Here is a 16,696-nt window from a genome sequence, read left to right as displayed (position 1 = left end):
GTCATTCCTTATTCGGGTTGGGGATTGAGTAGCCGACGTAACTTCCATCTTTTTTTAGTGGGGTTACACCTATGATGTCAGCAGTATGTATGTGGCCGGGGATAGCAATTTCGGTCTCGTCTGCAAAAGGTGCTGAGTTTCCCAGCTCCTTGTTGACATTTATTCCAAATAATTTTCTGAGCGTATACAAGTAACCCTTTCTGGTTTTGAATTTTGTACCGAACTCAATGGCTGTGAATGCAGATGGTGAAGTGCTGATAAAGTAACTCGGTGGATTGCTACTGTCCACGGCGTGAAGCAGGAGATCAGTGCTGTGCCCTTTGGCAGTGAACCCGTGCTCAAATATTTCATCTGGATGCTTATTGTCACCACGATAGAGATAAGTTTCTTTTTGTTTAATTGGCGGTAGGTTGGCTTCACCCACATCCACGGCTGAAGACCTTAAATTATCCGGCACTGAACATCCCGGCTTATTTGGCGGCGGACAATTGGACGTCAACCCCAACGGATCCACCCACCCCGTCGGATTCGGCACGTACCGGTACTGATTCAGCCCACCCCCCAGCTTCACCGGATCCGGCGTCAGGTACCGCCCCACGTCCGGGTCGTAATACCGGTGCCGGTTGTAATGCAGTCCGCTTTCGTCATCGAAATACTGCCCCTGAAAGCGCAGCGGCTGGTTCAGGTAGTCGTCGGTCGCCAGTTCCAGCGAGGTGACTTTGCCGTAGGCGCTGTATTTGGCTGACCAGACGATGTCGCCGCTGTAATCGGTCAACTCTTGCGGAGTGCCGAGGTGGTCGAGTTGGTAGTAGAACGGGCAGGCGCGTTTCGGGCCTTGGCCGTCGAGCATGGCCAGTGGGCGGAAGGTGCCGGGTTCGTAGATGAAGCTGCGGTGTTGTTCCTCGCTGTTTTCGGCGATCAGGTGGTCGCCTTGCCAGAAGAATTCGGTGCTCTGGCCGTCGATGGTTTTGCGGATGCGCCGGCCGAAGGCGTCGTATTGGTAGGTGGCGCTGGTGCCGTCGGGGCGGGTGAGGCCGATCAGGCGGTGCTGGCTGTCGTAGCGGTATTCGGTGACGAGGGTTTGCGCGCGGCCGCGGCGTTCGCGGATCAGGTTGCCGAAGGCGTCGTAGTCGTAATGGCGGTCGCCCTGCATCCGCAGGCGGTTGCCTTTGATCTGTGTCGGGCCGGGGCGGTCCTGCATCAGCAGGTTGCCGGCCGGGTCGTGGGCGAAGGTTTCCGGCACATCGTCGCGGGTGTGGCGTACGCGGATCAGCCGGTCGAGGGCGTCGTACGTGTAGCTGCGCTGACCGTGGCGGGTGTCGGCGATGTGTTCGAGGTTGCCGTTGGCGCTGTAGGCAAAGTCGCGGCGGTACAGCGAGTTGCGTTGATGGCCTACGGCGTGGGCGCTTAACCGGCCCTGTTCGTCGTAGGTGTATTCGCTGAGCAGCAGGCCTTGCTGGCGCTGCTGTTCGCGGCCGTTGTGGTAGACGTGGCGAGTGAGCAAGGCGCCGTTGAGGTCGATCGCGGTGAGCGCGCCGCCTTTGGCGTAGTGGTAATCGAGCTTGCTGTTGTCCGGCAGGCGCAGGCGGGTGAGCTGGCCGCAGGCGTCGTAGGTGTAACGCAGGGTGCCCCAGCCCTGGTGCTCGCGCACCAGCCGATCCTGCAGGTCGTATTCGAAGGCCAGCGGGTGATCCTGGCCGTCATCCACGCCGACCAAACGGCCTAAACGGTCATAGCGGTAGCTGACCTCGACCCCGTCGGGTAGGGTCTTGAGCAGCAGGCGTCCGGCACGGTCACGTTGGTAAGCGGTGACCAGCGTCGAGCCGTCGTCGCCGAATTCGGTCTTTTCCAGCAGGTGGCCATTGCGGTCGTAGGCGTAGGCGGTGCGCCGGCCATCGAAGCCGGTCTCCTGTCGGATCAGTCCGGTGGGCGTGTAGTCCAGCCGGTACTTTTCGCCGGACTCGTTCTCGATTTCCGTCAGCAGCAGCTGCGCATGGTCGTAGCGGTATTGCAGGCGCGTGCCGTCCGGATTGATCCGGCGGCTGACCAAATGCAGATCGTCGTCATATTCGTAGCGGGTGATGCGCCCCAATTCATCGCGTTCGGCGGTGATCTGGCCGTAGGCGCTGTAGGACCAGGCGCGGGTGGCGCCGGTCGGCGAGGTGGTCTGGATCAGCCGGCCAACGGCGTCTCACGCATGACGGGTGACGGCACCGTGTTCATCCTGCGCCGTAATCCGTCGCCCCAACGCGTCGTAGGAAAACTTGCGAACCCCGCCGTCCGGCAGACTTTCCTCAACCAACTGGCCGAGGTCGTTCCAGACGAACACATGCCGACCCGAATCCGGATAACGGATCGACCGCAGCCGCCCCTGCGCGTCAAAGTGGTAATGGGTGACGTGGCCATCGGGATCGACCGCCTCGGTGATGTCACCCTGGGCATTGCGCCGGTACGTCCACACCGCATCGCCACGCGAACGGCTGTGCAGGAAACCGTTGCGGTACTCGTAGGACGTCGGCGCATCGTCCGGTGGAATCAGCGCAACTAACCGTCCGGCATCGTCATAGCGGTATTCGGTGACCGCGCCCAGCGCATCCTGCTCGGCGACCAGCCGACCCTGCGTGTCGTAGGCCTTGAGCTGCTCGCCACCGTCCGCCGACACCTGACGCACCAGTCGCGCGGTGTCGTCGTGGACGTAAGTTTCCTCAGTCCCATCGACGTACTGCACTGTGACGCTACCGGCGTCATCCCAGGCATAACGCGTGTCCATCTGCGAAAACGACGCCCAGTGCCGCACACAACGCGCCGCCTTGCCGGCACGCTCCCATTCCCAGAAGAAACTCGCGCCGCCGCTCAGCTGCCGTTGCAGGATGACGTGCCGGTCGTCGTAGTCGTAACGCTCGGTCTCGCCGACGGCGTTCGATGCCTCGATCAATCGATGGCGAGCATCAAAGCGGTAACTGGCCAGCGTCTGCTCGGTGCGCCAGGCAGACTCCCGAAAAACCTGATAATCGACCGCCACCAGATGCGCCCGCTCATAGCGCAGCAACAAGGAACGACCAGCGCCGTTATCGAGGCGCTCAACCCGATCCAGGCGATCCCGCGTAATACGCAACCGGTTACCGTAGGCATCGCTGACAGCCGTCAGACGCCCAGCCCGAAAGTGATAAAACCGCGCCGCGTCCCCCGCCAGCGCAACAATCAGCTCCTCCGGCTCATCCCCGAGAAAGATCGCCGCCCGCGACAAACTGTTGTGAATCGCTGGCCGCTCATTGCTCGGCAACGGAAACCGCGTGCGCCGGTTCTCATGGTCAACCCAGACCACCGAAGCGCCATCAACCTCCAGCCGATGCGCCAGCGAGTGACTCCAGCCAAACCCCAGCCCGACATCAATCTCGGCCGCGCTGGTGCGATACAAGCGGCTGAACTCGAACGGCAACAGCCCGTCGAGCACGCCGTCAGTCAGGGTCAGCAGTTCCTCACCGGTGACCATCGACACCGGACACCCGTTGGTGCAGGTCCGAGGGACGCAATCGGCACTGTCACCGTTGGGATTTTTCGCCTGATCCGAAGCCTCATCACGAGGCTCATGCCGTTCCATTCGCGTCATGCCATGGGACTTGTCACGAGCAACAGCAGCCGGATTGGGCACCGTCAGCACCAGTGCATCCGCCGTGCGAACTTCCAGCGGAATGGCCGGTGTCGGCCGTAACGGTGCCGGACCTGCATTGACCATCAGCGGTTTCAACGCGCTCGCATGCCGGGTCAGATCGGGCGCCGAAGTCAGCTCCGCCAGCCGCAACGCCGAAGCCGCCAGCCATGCCCGCGCACGCGGCGACTTGATCTTGCCCAGTACCTTGGTGCTCAACCGCAGCGGCACGCCCATGCCACCCGACACGCACATCAGCAGAAAACTGACCAGCAGTTCGGCCCGAACCTCAGCCACCACCTCGGCCAGATACTGCGGCGGCAGCATCTTCAGCCAACTGGTGAAGGCCGCCAGATAAATGAACAGCAACGGCTCGTCGCCGAGCATCAGCAGGCCATTGGCGATGGCCTCGGAGGACGCCGCAAGCAAGGCATCCAGTTCAACGCTGGACAGGTACTGCAGAAGCCTTTCGCTGTTGGCCTGCAAGTCGGCGAGCAGGGCAAACAGTTGCTTCACGTCATCCCAGACACCATTCAGCGCGGATTCGAAGCCGCGCCAATCCGCCTGTTGCAACTGCCCGTAACGCTCGCTGAAACCGGCGCTGGAAAACGCCGTCCACTGCGGCTGAAAGCCTTTCCATTCCTCACGCAACCAGCCTTCCAGACCCTCAAGAAGACCCTGATACGAGGCATACAACGTCTGGATATGCGCGCTGGAAACATCGGGAAAGAAGGTGATGCGATAACGCTGGCCCCGGTCGCAGTCCTCGACCTTGAGAATGCCGCTGGGGTCAATGGTGTAATGCAGCGGTTCGCCAAAACCCAAAACACCGTCGACATCGGAAATGACCGGTTCAAGGATCACCGGCGTATCACCGATCGGCACAAACCGCGCGGCTTCGAACATGTGCACCAGCGTCAGGGAGCCGCTGGCGGAACACATGGCCACGGAGGAACTGATGGGTTTGCGGCTGCCAACCGGTGCGCTGAGCCGGACGTCGTTGCCGACCTGGAGCACCTGCTCGACACCCAGCGCGGTGCCCGTCCAGAACTGCTCGGCCCAGGCGTCATAGTGGTTGAGGCAAAGGCGAAACTCACGAATCAGCTTTTCGACGTCGGGCTGGTCGGGGTTCAGCGCAGCGACCACCAGCAAACCAATGCTGTTGTTCAGTTTCAGGAGTTGGTCAGTTGGAAGCATTCGCAGTCACTCGCGCGCATCAGGGGAATGGCGCGAAACTGTGCAGGGGATCAAACAGGAAAGAAGTCAGCCGAGTAGGCGATGTCTGTAGGGCTTTTCTCTAAGTGTGTTAGGCAGGGATCGGTATCAGCCAGATGCTGTTCGTCGAGCAAGCCTTTCACCTACCATGGCCATCTTCCGATGACAAAAAAGGATCAGGCGTCATGTCCAACACAGCCGAGCGGGTCAATATCGTCGATACCCAGGTGTTGTCCCACGACTGGTATCTGCTGAAGAAAATCACCTTCGACTATCACCGCAACAACGGTGACTGGCAGCGTCAGACGCGCGAGGTTTACGACCGTGGCAATGGCGCGGCGATTCTGCTGTTCAACCGCGAGCAACGCACCGTGGTGCTGACCCGGCAGTTCCGCCTGCCGGTGTTCGTCAACGGTCACGACGGTTTGCTGATTGAAGTGGCGGCCGGGCTGCTTGAAGGCGCGGCGCCGGAGCAGCGCATCCGCGACGAAGCCGAGGAAGAAACCGGTTACCGCGTGCATGACGTGAAGAAGGTGTTCGAGGCCTACATGAGCCCCGGCTCGGTGACCGAGAAACTGCACTTTTTCATCGCCGAGTACGATGCCTCGTCGAAGGTCAGTGAAGGGGGCGGTCTGGAAGAGGAAACCGAAGAACTTGAAGTGCTGGAGTGGCGTTTCGACGACGCGCTGGCGGCGTTCCAGAGGGGCGAGATCTGCGATGCGAAGACCATCATGCTGTTGCAGTATGCGGCGATGAATAACCTGTTCGGCGGTTAAAACAAGTCACCGGTTTTACCGATGTCTGACCACTGGCCACCTTCCAGGGTCAGCAAGCGCTCCTTGGCTTCCAGGCCTCCGGCAAAACCGGTCAGTTTGCCTGAGGCGCCAATGACCCGATGGCACGGCGCAATGATTGAAATCGGATTGCGCCCGTTCGCCGCGCCGACGGCACGCACCGCACTGGGGTGGCCGATCTGTTCGGCGATCTGGCTGTAGGTGCGGGTTTCGCCAAACGGAATGGTCAGCAACGCGGCCCAGACCTTTTTCTGGAACTCGGTGCCGGCAAAGTCCAGCTCCAGATCGAACGCGTTTCGCGTTCCTGCAAAATATTCTTCCAGCTGTCGCGCGGTTTTCAGCAACACCGGATTGTCCGGTGATTCGCTCATCGGCCCGAGGCGCACCCGGTTCGGTTTGTCGTTTTCCCAGAGGATGGCGGCCAGACGTGAGCCGTTCGCGACCAGCTTCAACTCGCCGACAGGCGAGGGCAGGGTGATGAACGTGTAGGCCATGGGAAAAACTCCGGGACGGGGGCGAAAACTGCGCCCAGCATACTGCCGGATCGGGGAGGCGCAAACCGTAATCGCGACCATACTGGCTGATGCTCTTGAAGCGCTTTCCTACCTTATAAAAAGAAGAGACCGACTCATGAAGTACGAACCTTTTGCCAAATCGCTGATTGCGACCTCATTGGCGCTCAGCTGCCTCATGGCTCACGCCGCCTCGGTTGCCCCGGTCGCCGCCGAAAACGGCATGGTGGTCACCGCCCAGCACCTGGCCACTCACGTGGGTGTCGACGTGTTGAAAAGTGGTGGCAACGCGGTGGATGCGGCGGTCGCTGTGGGCTACGCACTGGCGGTGGTTTACCCGGCGGCGGGCAACCTCGGTGGTGGTGGTTTCATGACCATTCAACTGGCGGACGGACGCAAGACCTTCCTCGACTTCCGCGAAAAAGCCCCGCTGGCCGCGACCGCCAACATGTACCTCGACAAGGATGGCAACGTCATCCCGGACCTGAGTACCCGTGGCCACCTCGCAGTCGGCGTTCCAGGCACCGTGTCCGGCATGGAGCTGGCGCTGAGCAAGTACGGCACCAAACCGCGCAAGGATATGATCGCCCCGGCGATCAAACTGGCGGAAGAAGGTTTCGAGTTGGAACAGGGTGATGTCGAGCTGCTGGAATACGCTACCGACGTGTTCAAGAAGGACATCAAGGATTCCGGCGCGATTTTCCTGAGCAACGGAGAGCCGATGCAGGTCGGGCAGAAACTGGTGCAGAAGGACCTGGGCAAGACCCTGCGCACTATTTCCGAAAAAGGTGCCGACGGTTTCTACAAAGGCTGGGTGGCCGACGCCATCGTCACCTCCAGCCAGGCCAACAAGGGCATCATCACCCAGGCCGACCTCGACAAATACAAGACCCGCGAACTGGCTCCGGTGGAGTGCGACTATCGTGGCTATCACGTCGTATCGGCACCGCCACCGAGCTCCGGCGGGGTGGTGATCTGCCAGATCATGAACATTCTCGAAGGCTATCCGATGAAAGATCTGGGCTTCCATTCGGCCCAGGGCATGCACTACCAGATCGAGGCGATGCGTCACGCGTATGTGGATCGCAACAGCTACCTGGGCGATCCGGACTTCGTGAAGAACCCGATCGAACACCTGCTGGACAAGAACTACGCGACCAAGCTGCGTAACGCGATCCAGCCGCAGAAGGCCGGTGTGTCGGCGGAACTCAAACCCGGCGTCGCGCCCCATGAAGGCAGCAACACCACGCACTATTCGATCGTCGACAAGTGGGGCAACGCGGTCTCGGTCACCTACACCCTCAACGACTGGTTCGGTGCGGGCGTGATGGCGAGCAAGACCGGGGTGATCCTCAACGATGAAATGGACGACTTCACTTCCAAGGTCGGCGTGCCGAACATGTACGGCCTGGTGCAAGGTGAAGCCAATGCCATTGCTCCGGGCAAGGCGCCGCTGTCTTCGATGAGTCCGACCATCGTCACCAAGGACGGCAAGGTGGTGATGGTGGTCGGTACGCCGGGTGGCAGCCGCATCATTACCGCGACCTTGCTGACCATGCTCAACGTCATCGACTACGGTATGGGCCTGCAGGAAGCGGTCGATGCGCCGCGCTTCCACCAGCAGTGGATGCCGGAGGAAACCAACCTCGAAGACTTCGCCGCCAGCCCCGACACGAAGAAGATTCTCGAGAGCTGGGGCCACAAGTTTGCGGGGCCGCAGGATCCCAACCACATCGCCGCGATTCTGGTCGGTGCACCGTCGCTGGGGGGTAAACCGGTCGGCAAGAACCGCTTCTACGGCGCCAACGATCCACGGCGCAACACCGGGTTGTCATTGGGTTACTGAGCAGAGTAAAAAGGGGGCGGGCACACGTCCGCCCCTGTCTCAAGGACCGATCAAGGAAGGCTCACCATGACCACCGCATTGCTGATCATCGATGTCCAGCGCGCCCTGTGCACAGGCGAATACGAGTGCCACGACATCCAACGGGTGATCGATACCATCAATGGCCTCAGTGCCCGCGCTCGCAAGTCGGGCATTCCGGTGGTGCTGATCCAGCACAACGAAAAAGACAGCCCGTTCGCTCACGGTGCCGAAGGCTGGCAACTGGCTGACGGCCTGGCCACCGCGCCCGGCGATCTGCGCGTCGACAAGACCGCCAACGACTCGTTCTACCAGACCAACCTGCAGAAACTGATCCCCCGGGAAGACTTCGACCGCCTGGTGATCTGCGGCTTGCAAACCGATTACTGCGTCAACGCCACCGTACGCCAGGCCCATCAACTGGGCTACGACGTGGAACTGGCGGCCGATGCGCACTCCACCGTCGACAACGGCAACATGAGCGCCGAAGACATCATTGCCGAACACAACAAGGACTGGGCGCACCTGACCGGTTCCGTGGCGCGGATCGATGTGAAGGCGGCTGCTGACATCGCGTTCTGATGCTCTCTTGCAGAAGAGCCCGGTAACCGCTGAAAAATCCAGAGCATCGATAGCCCCGGCGCGGCATACTGCCGCCGCCTCAGGAATGGAATCTGTCGATGCTCGCTTTCAATCTCCGTCACGCCTTGCTGCTGACGTCTCTCGTTTTTGCTGCCCATACCCACGCTGCCAGTTTTGACTGTGCTGGCGCTTCCAGCCCTGTTGAAAAAGCCGTTTGTGCGGATCCGAATATCTCAAGTCTTGATGAGAAGCTTGGGGTGCTTTGGCGGACAACGTTGGTGCAGGTGGCTGACCCGCAAGCGCTCAAGGCTGATCAAAGAGCATGGTTGAAGAATCGCAGCCTTTGTGGCGCTGAACCGGCGTGCTTGCATCGTGAATATCTGATGCGCCTGACTGAGCTGAAATATGCGAGCAGAACGTTCTCATGGGATGCCACATGGCAGTTGATTCCTCACGGGGTGAACTCGGCATCCGAAGTGATCATCAAGCGTCAAGACGCCACACACATCCGCTTTGGGATTTCAGCACAGGAGGGCGCCAACTCTGGTGAACTGGAAGGTATTGCTGTGTTGAACGGTGGTGAAGCCCGTTTCGAAGAGGGTAGTTGCACGCTTGTTTTTCGAGCGATCAATGGTGTACTGGACGTAACACAGAATGGCGATGACGTTGATTGCGGTGCCGGTATGGGTGTCTTTTACTCAGGTCGTTATGTGGTGTCTGACAAACCACTTTCGATGAATTACAACCTGTTGAGCCTTGGACTTGCTCGTACGCAGCAAGAGGATCAGGCGATGCATAAACTGCTCAAGGGTGATTATCAGACGCTGGTGGACCGTACGAGTACCATGACCGTCGGCGACCCGGCGGGTGACGTGCCTGATGCAGAGGTCATCGAGATGTGGGTGCGCGGACTGGGCAATATGAACGCGGCCATTCTGATGCGTGCGGCCAGTCACCGTTTCTGGGTGCTGATGTTGGTGCCTGATAAAGAGGGCCATACGCGAGCCCGTTACTACACCAATGTACCGGAATGGAAAAAGCGCCTGCCTGCTCAGTTCCAGGCATGGTACGAGCGGATGGAAGGCGACCGCACGCTTCCGCTGGATTTCATGCCCTGACGCTTCAAGTCGCAAACAGCACACCGCGGATTTCCCCCGCCCGCGGCGCCACCACCCCCTCCAACACCAACCGCGTAATCGTCTCCGCCGCTACCGCGTAATCCTCATCCTGCGGCACCTCTCGCCCGGTGATGCGCCCCATCTGCCATCCAATGTTGGTGTAGGTGCGCGTCGCCGACCATATGAACAACATCAAATGCTCTGGATCGATCGGCGCCAGCAGCCCGCGGTCGATCCAGCTGCGCAGGCATTCGACATTGCGCCGGGCTTCGCCGTGCAGCAGGTCGCGGCATTCGTCGGGCAACTGGCGGCCACCGAGCAGCAACTCACCGCTGAACACTTTGGCAATCGCCGGATGCTCGCGGGCGATGCGGATGCGGGCGGCGACGTAGGCGCGCAGGCCAATCAGCGGGTCGTCGCTTTCGCGCAGCACCGCCGAGGCTTCCAGCAACGGTTCGACGAAGCCGAGCAGCACTTTGCCGTAGAGGTTTTCCTTGCTCTGGAAGTAGTAATACAGGTTGGCCTTGGGCACACCGGCGCGGGCGGCGATGTCGCGGGTCTGGGTCGCGTCGAAGCCGTTGGCGGCGAATTCTTCACTGGCGGCGGCCAGGATCAGTTGCTGGTTACGTTCGCGGATGCTGCTCATGGACGGCATGGAGGGTCTGGCCATTTCGGGTTCGCAATATACAAAACTATATAGCGATTAAGCCAGCGAACTCGACGGACAATGCTATGTTGGTGCAACCATATGAATTGTTCGGGGAGGGTATATGAGTCTTCAGGCACGGCGCGCCCATGCAGAGCATCTGGATGCGGTGGCCAGACTGTTCGACGCCTATCGCGGTTTTTATGGCCAGCCTTCAAATCTCGAGCAATCGCGAACCTTCATCGCCGAACGCATGACCGGCAATGAATCGGCGATTTTTCTGGTTGAGGAAGAAAGCGGTGAGGCGCTGGGGTTCGTGCAGTTGTACCCGACGTTCTCGTCGATTGACGCCCACCGCACCTGGCTGCTCAGCGACCTGTTCACCACGCCCGCTGCCCGGGGCCGTGGAGTCGGGCGACTATTGATGAACACCGCCCGCGACTTCGCCGTCGAAACCGGCGCCAAAGGGATGATGCTGGAAACCGCCAACGACAATTTCACCGCCCAGGGTTTGTACGAGTCGCTCGGTTGGGTACGTGACACCGGCTATTACACCTACCTGCTGGACTTGCGGCAGGGCTGATCCGCTCAGTCGGCCCTCAGCAACCGCTCGATCTGCGCCAGCTCCCAGGTGCTGAGCAGGCTGACCGGGTCGGTGCCGAAACGCTGAGTCGTGTCGAGTCGCCACACCCGATCTTCCGGGCACCGGCATTGCAGACAATGGTGCAGGCGCTGACCGTCAAAGTCGAGCAACAGCTGCCAGCCGTCGATCTCGACCAAGATCTGGCCATGCCCGGATTCCTGCGCAACACGCTGTAGCGCGCAAACCTCCAACGCCGCATCGCGCAAGCGCTGGCAGACTTCGCGGGTGGATAGCGATGACATGTTCAAGCCCGTTGATCGATGAAGCGCGCAAGCATAGAGCGCCAACCCGTTCCTGTCAGCGATCACTGGCCCACGCCGGTGCATTTGCGTAACATCCGCAACCCTCATTTTCCGCAGCGCTCTTTTGCGCAAATGCATGCGGCCGCGCCCGTCGGCCGCTCTGTCAGGTAAGCCATGAAACCGATTCGTCTGCGCGCCGATGTCCTGGCCGGACTCACCACCTCGTTTGCCCTGTTGCCCGAATGCATTGCGTTTGCGCTGGTGGCTCACCTTAACCCGCTGATGGGCCTGTACGGCGCCTTCATCATTTGCACGCTGACCGCGTTGTTCGGTGGCCGACCGGGCATGGTGTCCGGCGCGGCCGGTTCGATGGCGGTGGTGATCGTCGCGCTGGTGGTGCAGCACGGCGCGCAGTATTTGCTGGCGACAGTGTTGCTCAGTGGCTTGATCATGATGGCGTTCGGGCTGCTGCGCCTGGGCAAACTGGTGCGCATGGTGCCGCACCCGGTGATGCTCGGGTTCGTCAACGGTCTGGCGATCATCATTGCGCTGGCGCAACTGGAGCATTTCAAGAGCGGTGAGCAGTGGCTCAGCGGCACGCCGCTGTACCTGATGACCGGGCTGGTGCTGCTGACCATGGCCATCGTCTACATCCTGCCGCGCCTGACCCGTTCGGTGCCGCCGGCGCTGGTGGCGATCCTCGGCGTCGGTTTGCTGGTTTACCTGCTCGGCCTGCCGACCCGCACCCTCGGCGACATGGCGCACATCGCCGGCGGCCTGCCGACGTTCGCGCTGCCGGACATCCCGTGGACGCTGGACACCCTGCGCATCATCGCGCCTTACGCGATTCTGATGGCGCTGGTCGGCCTGCTGGAAACCCTGCTGACCCTCAACCTCACCGACGAAATCACCGAAACCCGTGGCTATCCGGACCGCGAATGCGTGGCACTAGGTGCAGCAAACGTGGTCTCCGGTGCATTTGGCGGAATGGGAGGTTGCGCGATGATCGGCCAGACCGTGATCAACCTCAGCTCTGGCGGGCGCGGGCGTTTGTCCGGCGTAGTGGCGGGTGTGTTGATTCTGCTGTTCATTCTGTTTCTGTCGCCGCTGATCGAGCGGATTCCACTGGCGGCGCTGGTGGGGGTGATGTTCGTGGTGTCACAGCAGACGTTTGCCTGGGCTTCGCTGCGGGTGTTGAACAAAGTGCCGCTCAACGATGTGCTGGTGATCATCGCAGTAACGACCATCACCGTGTTTACCGATCTGGCCACGGCAGTGCTATGCGGAATCATCATTGCGGCGCTGAATTTTGCCTGGCAGCAAGCGCGCGAGTTGTACGCCGATGAGCATCTGGAAGCGGACGGCAGCAAACTCTATCGCCTGCACGGCACGCTCTTCTTTGCCTCGACCACACCGTTCCTCAATCAATTCGACCCGGCCAGTGACCCGCAACGGGTGACGCTGGATTGCCGGCATCTGAGCTTTGTCGATTATTCGGCCATCGCCGCGCTGAAAACCCTGCGTGAACGCTACGCCAAGGCGGGCAAGCAGTTGCAGGTGTTTCACCTGTCCGAGCGCTGCAAGAAATTGCTGAAACGCGCCGGGGTCGATCACGACTGAGATCGACCCCGGTCACTGATCAGGCATCGATGGCAGGGAAGTCGATGTCGGTCAGTGCCACGTTGTTCAGGTAGTTGGTCAGGGTCTGCGCGGCGACGACGGCGATCACTTCGATGATCTTCTTGTCGTCGATGCCGGCAGCGCGGGCGGCGGCGATCTGCTCATCGTTCAGATGACCACGGGTTTCGGTCAGTTGGTGGGCGAGGGTGGCAAAAGCATTCAGCCGACCGTGACGCGCTTCGATGATTTCTTCTGCTGCCAGCCCGGCCTTGCTGGCGAACAGGGTGTGCGCCGCCAGGCAGTAATCGCAACCGTTGACTTGCGAGGTGGCCAGATACACCGCCTCTTTTTCCTTGGCGCTCAGAGACGTCTTGCCCAGCGTGGCGGAGATTTGCACATAGGCATCCAGCGCAACGGGCGCAGTGGCCAGGGTCGTGAACAGGTTCGGCAGGAAACCGATTTTTTTCTGCACGCCTTCAAGTGTCGGGCGAGTGGCGTTGGTGGCGGTTTCGAGGCTGAGGGGGGCGATGCGGCTCATGGTGATTCTCCAAAAGTCCGGTGCGAAGTGCGCCGGGGATGGAGTGAATGCTACGGAGCGCGGCTGGTGCTTTGGGTGCAAATCGTCGAGGATATGCGACAGATCGTCCAAACCTGTCCTTGCGAGAATCAGTCATGGATCGCCTTTCTACGTTGCTCAGCCATTTCGGCGTCAATGCCGGCACCTTTCACAGCGGTACGTTCTGCGGGGTGAGCGCCTACGGCGGCGATCAGGTGTGCGGGCATGTGCATCTGTTGCAGGCGGGGGAGTTGTTGCTCAAGCCGGGCAATGATCCTGAAATCTCGCTCAATGAACCGACCCTGATCTTTTTTCCCCGCCCCATGGCCCATCGCTTGTTCGCCAACGAAGCCATGGGCACGCAACTGGTGTGCGCTTCGCTGACTTTTGACGGCGGCGCGGGCAATGCCCTGGCGGCAGCGCTGCCGGATTATCTGGTGCTGAAACTCGCCGACCTGCCGGAAATGGCCAACACCCTGGAGTGGCTGTTCAAGGAAGCTTTCGACGGCCACTGCGGGCGTGAAGCGGTGATGGACCGGTTGTTCGAGTTGCTGGTGATTCTGCTGCTGCGCCACCTCATCAGCAGTCGAAACCAGCAACCGGGGATGATGGCGGGGCTGGCCGATCCGAAGATATCCCGAGCCTTGAACCTGATGCACGAGCAACCGGCCAAGGCCTGGAGCGTCGCCGAACTGGCGAGTGCCGCCAACCTGTCCCGCGCCGGTTTTGCCGAGCACTTTCGGCGGGTGGTGGGGCAGACGCCGGTGGATTATCTGGTGAGCTGGCGGATCAGCCTCGCGCAGAAACGCCTGCGCGAGGGACGGCCGATTGCGCTGATCGCCGAAGAGGTCGGTTATGAAAGTCCTTCGGCGCTGGCCCGGGCGTTTCGCCGCAAGACCGGGCTCAGCCCGCGAGAATGGAAATCCGGCACGAGCTGAAAACTATTTGGCGAATTTCTTCGCCCCGGCCACGCACAGGATCACCCCCAGCGTGACCACCAACATGCCGACGCTGACATGTTCATGCAGCAAAGTCGCGGCCAGTGCCAGGCCAAAAAACGGCTGCAACAATTGCAACTGCCCGACCGCCGCAATCCCGCCCTGAGCCAGCCCGCGATACCAGAACACGAAACCGATCAGCATGCTGAACAGCGAAACGTACGCCAGGCACATCCATGCCGACACGTTGATACCGCTCAACGAGGCGGGCGCCAGCCACACGCTCAGCACGGCCATCACCGGCAACGACAACACCAGCGCCCAGCAGATTACCTGCCAGCCGCCGAGGGTGCGCGACAGTTTTGCGCCTTCGGCGTAACCGAGGCCGCAGGCAAGAATCGCCGCCAGCATCAGCAGATCACCGGTGGGGGAGGCGGTCAGCCCTTGCGAGATCGCAAAACCGACCACCAGCGAACTGCCTAGCACCGAAAAAATCCAGAACACCGGACGCGGCCGTTCACCGCCGCGCAGCACGCCGAAAATCGCCGTTGCCAGCGGCAGCAATCCTACAAACACAATGGAATGCGCTGACGTCACGTATTGCAGCGCCAGGGCCGTCAACAACGGAAAACCCACAACCACGCCCAGCGCGACGATCAGCAATGACAGCCACTGATCCCGCGCCGGACGTCGTTCGCGAAACAGCCACAACAGGCACAACGCCAGGGCGCCGGCGATGGTCGCGCGGATGACGGTGAGAAACACCGGGTCGAATTCCAGCACCGCCAGCCGCGTGGCCGGCAGCGAGCCGCTGAAGATCACGACACCGATAAAGCCATTGATCCAGCCGCTGGTTTTTTCCAGGGACGGGGTGCCGAGTTGAGTGGTTCGTTCCATACGCGTTGCGCTCAGTGGTGGGTTGCGTTGAAACAATCCTAGGGTTGAGAATCAGCACAATCAAAGAATTGTCATGGATACAGCCGACATGCCGCGCTCACGTTACAAGACCCTTGTCGACACCTATGCCGCCGACATTCGCGCCGGCCTGCTGCTGCCCGGCACTCGCTTACCGACTCACCGGCAACTGGCGGCCAGCGAAGGGCTGGCGCTGGTCACGGCCTCGCGGGTGTATGCCGAACTTGAAACCATGGGCCTGGTCAGCGGCGAAGCCGGGCGCGGCACATTCGTGCGGGAAACCTCGTTGTTGCCGGGGCAGGGCATCGACCAGAAAGACGTCGCGGTCGGCATGATCGATCTGAACTTCAACTACCCGTCATTGCCGGGGCAGGCAGAATTGCTGCGCACCGCGTTGCGGCAACTGGCGCTGTCCGGCGACCTCGAAGCGCTGCTGCGCTATCAGCCCCATGCCGGTCGCCAGCACGAAAGGGCCTCGGTGGCGCGGCACCTGAAAACACGGGGTTTGAGTGCCGACGCCGAGCAGGTGTTGATCGTCAACGGCGCGCAGCAAGGGCTGGCGGTGACGCTGATGGCGCTACTCAAACCCGGCGATGTGATTGCCGCCGACGCCTTGACCTATTCGGGATTCAAAGTACTGGCCGAAGCGCTGCACCTTGAAGTGGTGGCGATTCCGGTGACTGAGCAGGGCCCCGATCTGGCGGCCCTCGACAAACTCTGCCGCCAACGGCCGGTGCGTGCCGTGTACAGCATGCCGACCCTGCACAATCCACTGGGCTGGGTGATGCCTTTGGAGCAACGTGAGGATTTGATCGAGATTGCCCGCCGGCATGATCTGACGATCATTGAGGATGCGGCCTACGCCTTTCTGGTCGATAACCCGCCGCCCTCGTTGGCGGTTCTGGCGCCGGAACGCACGGTCTACGTGTCGGGCCTGTCGAAAAATATCGCCACCGGCCTGCGTGTCGGTTTCATTGCCGCGCCGGTTGAGCGGGTGGCGGCGCTGGAGCGGATCATCCGCGCCACCACCTGGAACACCCCCGGCGTGATGACCGCCATCGCCTGCGGCTGGCTCGACGACGGTACCGTCACTTTGCTTGAAGCACAAAAGCGCAGCGACGCTCAGGCCCGGCAAGCTCTGGCCGCGCAGATCCTCGAAGGCCTCCCGACTGTCGGCCATCCTTCTTCATATTTCCTTTGGCTGCCGCTACTGGAAGACGTCCGGGCCGACCATATCGTGGTCGAGTTGATGCACGAACAGGTTTCCGTCACCACCGCAGAACCCTTCACGGTGTCAGCCCATGTGCCCCACGCAATTCGACTGGCGCTGGGCTCGGTGGACATGCTTGTCCTGCGTCAAGCCTTGCTCAAAGTTCGTCAGGTCGTGGGCGCCTACCTGTAG

The 16,696-nt window shown here is 61.0% G+C and carries 13 protein-coding genes and 1 pseudogene; 8 read left to right on the top strand and 6 right to left on the bottom strand.

The window, feature by feature from the left end:
* Position 1: 1 nt before the first annotated feature.
* Positions 2 to 4,846, bottom strand: a pseudogene (locus tag KJY40_RS18450) (RHS repeat-associated core domain-containing protein).
* A 203-nt stretch (positions 4,847 to 5,049) separates the two neighbouring features.
* On the opposite strand from KJY40_RS18450, the gene KJY40_RS18445 reads away from it, so the two are divergent.
* A complete protein-coding gene (locus KJY40_RS18445) occupies positions 5,050 to 5,640 on the top strand; it encodes an NUDIX domain-containing protein (RefSeq protein WP_064380653.1) in 591 nt (196 codons plus the stop codon).
* Here KJY40_RS18445 and KJY40_RS18440 read toward each other — a convergent pair.
* Positions 5,637 to 6,152: a methylated-DNA--[protein]-cysteine S-methyltransferase gene (locus KJY40_RS18440; RefSeq protein ID WP_230731634.1), complete on the bottom strand. Its 516-nt coding sequence runs from the start codon at positions 6,150 to 6,152 to the stop codon at positions 5,637 to 5,639. The genes KJY40_RS18445 and KJY40_RS18440 overlap by 4 nt on opposite strands.
* 136 nt (positions 6,153 to 6,288) lie before the next feature.
* On the opposite strand from KJY40_RS18440, the gene ggt reads away from it, so the two are divergent.
* The 3 genes from ggt (at position 6,289) to KJY40_RS18425 (ending at position 9,734) form a co-directional block, all read left to right on the top strand.
* Entirely contained in the window at positions 6,289 to 8,016 is a 1,728-nt protein-coding gene (gene ggt, locus KJY40_RS18435) for a gamma-glutamyltransferase (protein ID WP_115078451.1), read from the top strand.
* Positions 8,017 to 8,082: 66 nt separating this feature from the next.
* Positions 8,083 to 8,616 (top strand): cysteine hydrolase family protein, encoded by a 534-nt coding sequence (locus tag KJY40_RS18430; protein WP_230731632.1) that lies wholly within the window; start codon positions 8,083 to 8,085, stop codon positions 8,614 to 8,616.
* A 98-nt stretch (positions 8,617 to 8,714) separates the two neighbouring features.
* A complete protein-coding gene (locus tag KJY40_RS18425) occupies positions 8,715 to 9,734 on the top strand; it encodes a lysozyme inhibitor LprI family protein (RefSeq protein ID WP_230731630.1) in 1,020 nt (339 codons plus the stop codon).
* A 4-nt stretch (positions 9,735 to 9,738) separates the two neighbouring features.
* Here the strand turns inward: KJY40_RS18425 and KJY40_RS18420 are convergent, their stop codons facing one another.
* Positions 9,739 to 10,380: a TetR/AcrR family transcriptional regulator gene (locus KJY40_RS18420; RefSeq protein WP_230737725.1), complete on the bottom strand. Its 642-nt coding sequence runs from the start codon at positions 10,378 to 10,380 to the stop codon at positions 9,739 to 9,741.
* A 124-nt stretch (positions 10,381 to 10,504) separates the two neighbouring features.
* On the opposite strand from KJY40_RS18420, the gene KJY40_RS18415 reads away from it, so the two are divergent.
* Entirely contained in the window at positions 10,505 to 10,963 is a 459-nt protein-coding gene (locus KJY40_RS18415) for a GNAT family N-acetyltransferase (protein WP_230731628.1), read from the top strand.
* A gap of 5 nt (positions 10,964 to 10,968) precedes the next feature.
* Here KJY40_RS18415 and KJY40_RS18410 read toward each other — a convergent pair whose 3' ends face one another.
* Entirely contained in the window at positions 10,969 to 11,265 is a 297-nt protein-coding gene (locus KJY40_RS18410; protein WP_230731627.1) for a DUF7693 family protein, read from the bottom strand.
* Positions 11,266 to 11,439: 174 nt separating this feature from the next.
* Between KJY40_RS18410 and KJY40_RS18405 the strand changes: the two genes are divergently transcribed.
* Positions 11,440 to 12,885 (top strand): SulP family inorganic anion transporter, encoded by a 1,446-nt coding sequence (locus KJY40_RS18405; RefSeq protein ID WP_230731625.1) that lies wholly within the window; start codon positions 11,440 to 11,442, stop codon positions 12,883 to 12,885.
* A gap of 19 nt (positions 12,886 to 12,904) precedes the next feature.
* Here KJY40_RS18405 and KJY40_RS18400 read toward each other — a convergent pair whose 3' ends face one another.
* Positions 12,905 to 13,423: a carboxymuconolactone decarboxylase family protein gene (locus tag KJY40_RS18400; RefSeq protein WP_230731622.1), complete on the bottom strand. Its 519-nt coding sequence runs from the start codon at positions 13,421 to 13,423 to the stop codon at positions 12,905 to 12,907.
* Positions 13,424 to 13,557: 134 nt separating this feature from the next.
* Between KJY40_RS18400 and KJY40_RS18395 the strand changes: the two genes are divergently transcribed.
* Positions 13,558 to 14,379 (top strand): AraC family transcriptional regulator, encoded by an 822-nt coding sequence (locus KJY40_RS18395; protein ID WP_230731621.1) that lies wholly within the window; start codon positions 13,558 to 13,560, stop codon positions 14,377 to 14,379.
* Positions 14,380 to 14,382: 3 nt separating this feature from the next.
* On the opposite strand, the gene KJY40_RS18390 is transcribed toward KJY40_RS18395, so the two are convergent.
* Complete coding sequence (locus KJY40_RS18390) at positions 14,383 to 15,276, bottom strand: DMT family transporter (RefSeq protein WP_230731620.1); 894 nt, start codon at positions 15,274 to 15,276, stop codon at positions 14,383 to 14,385.
* 88 nt (positions 15,277 to 15,364) lie between these two features.
* Here KJY40_RS18390 and KJY40_RS18385 point away from each other — a divergent pair, with 88 nt between their 5' ends.
* Complete coding sequence (locus KJY40_RS18385; protein ID WP_230737724.1) at positions 15,365 to 16,696, top strand: aminotransferase-like domain-containing protein; 1,332 nt, start codon at positions 15,365 to 15,367, stop codon at positions 16,694 to 16,696.

Source organism: Pseudomonas fitomaticsae, assembly GCF_021018765.1.
Taxonomy (GTDB): domain Bacteria; phylum Pseudomonadota; class Gammaproteobacteria; order Pseudomonadales; family Pseudomonadaceae; genus Aquipseudomonas; species Aquipseudomonas fitomaticsae.
This window is presented reverse-complemented; position numbering and strand designations above follow the sequence as displayed.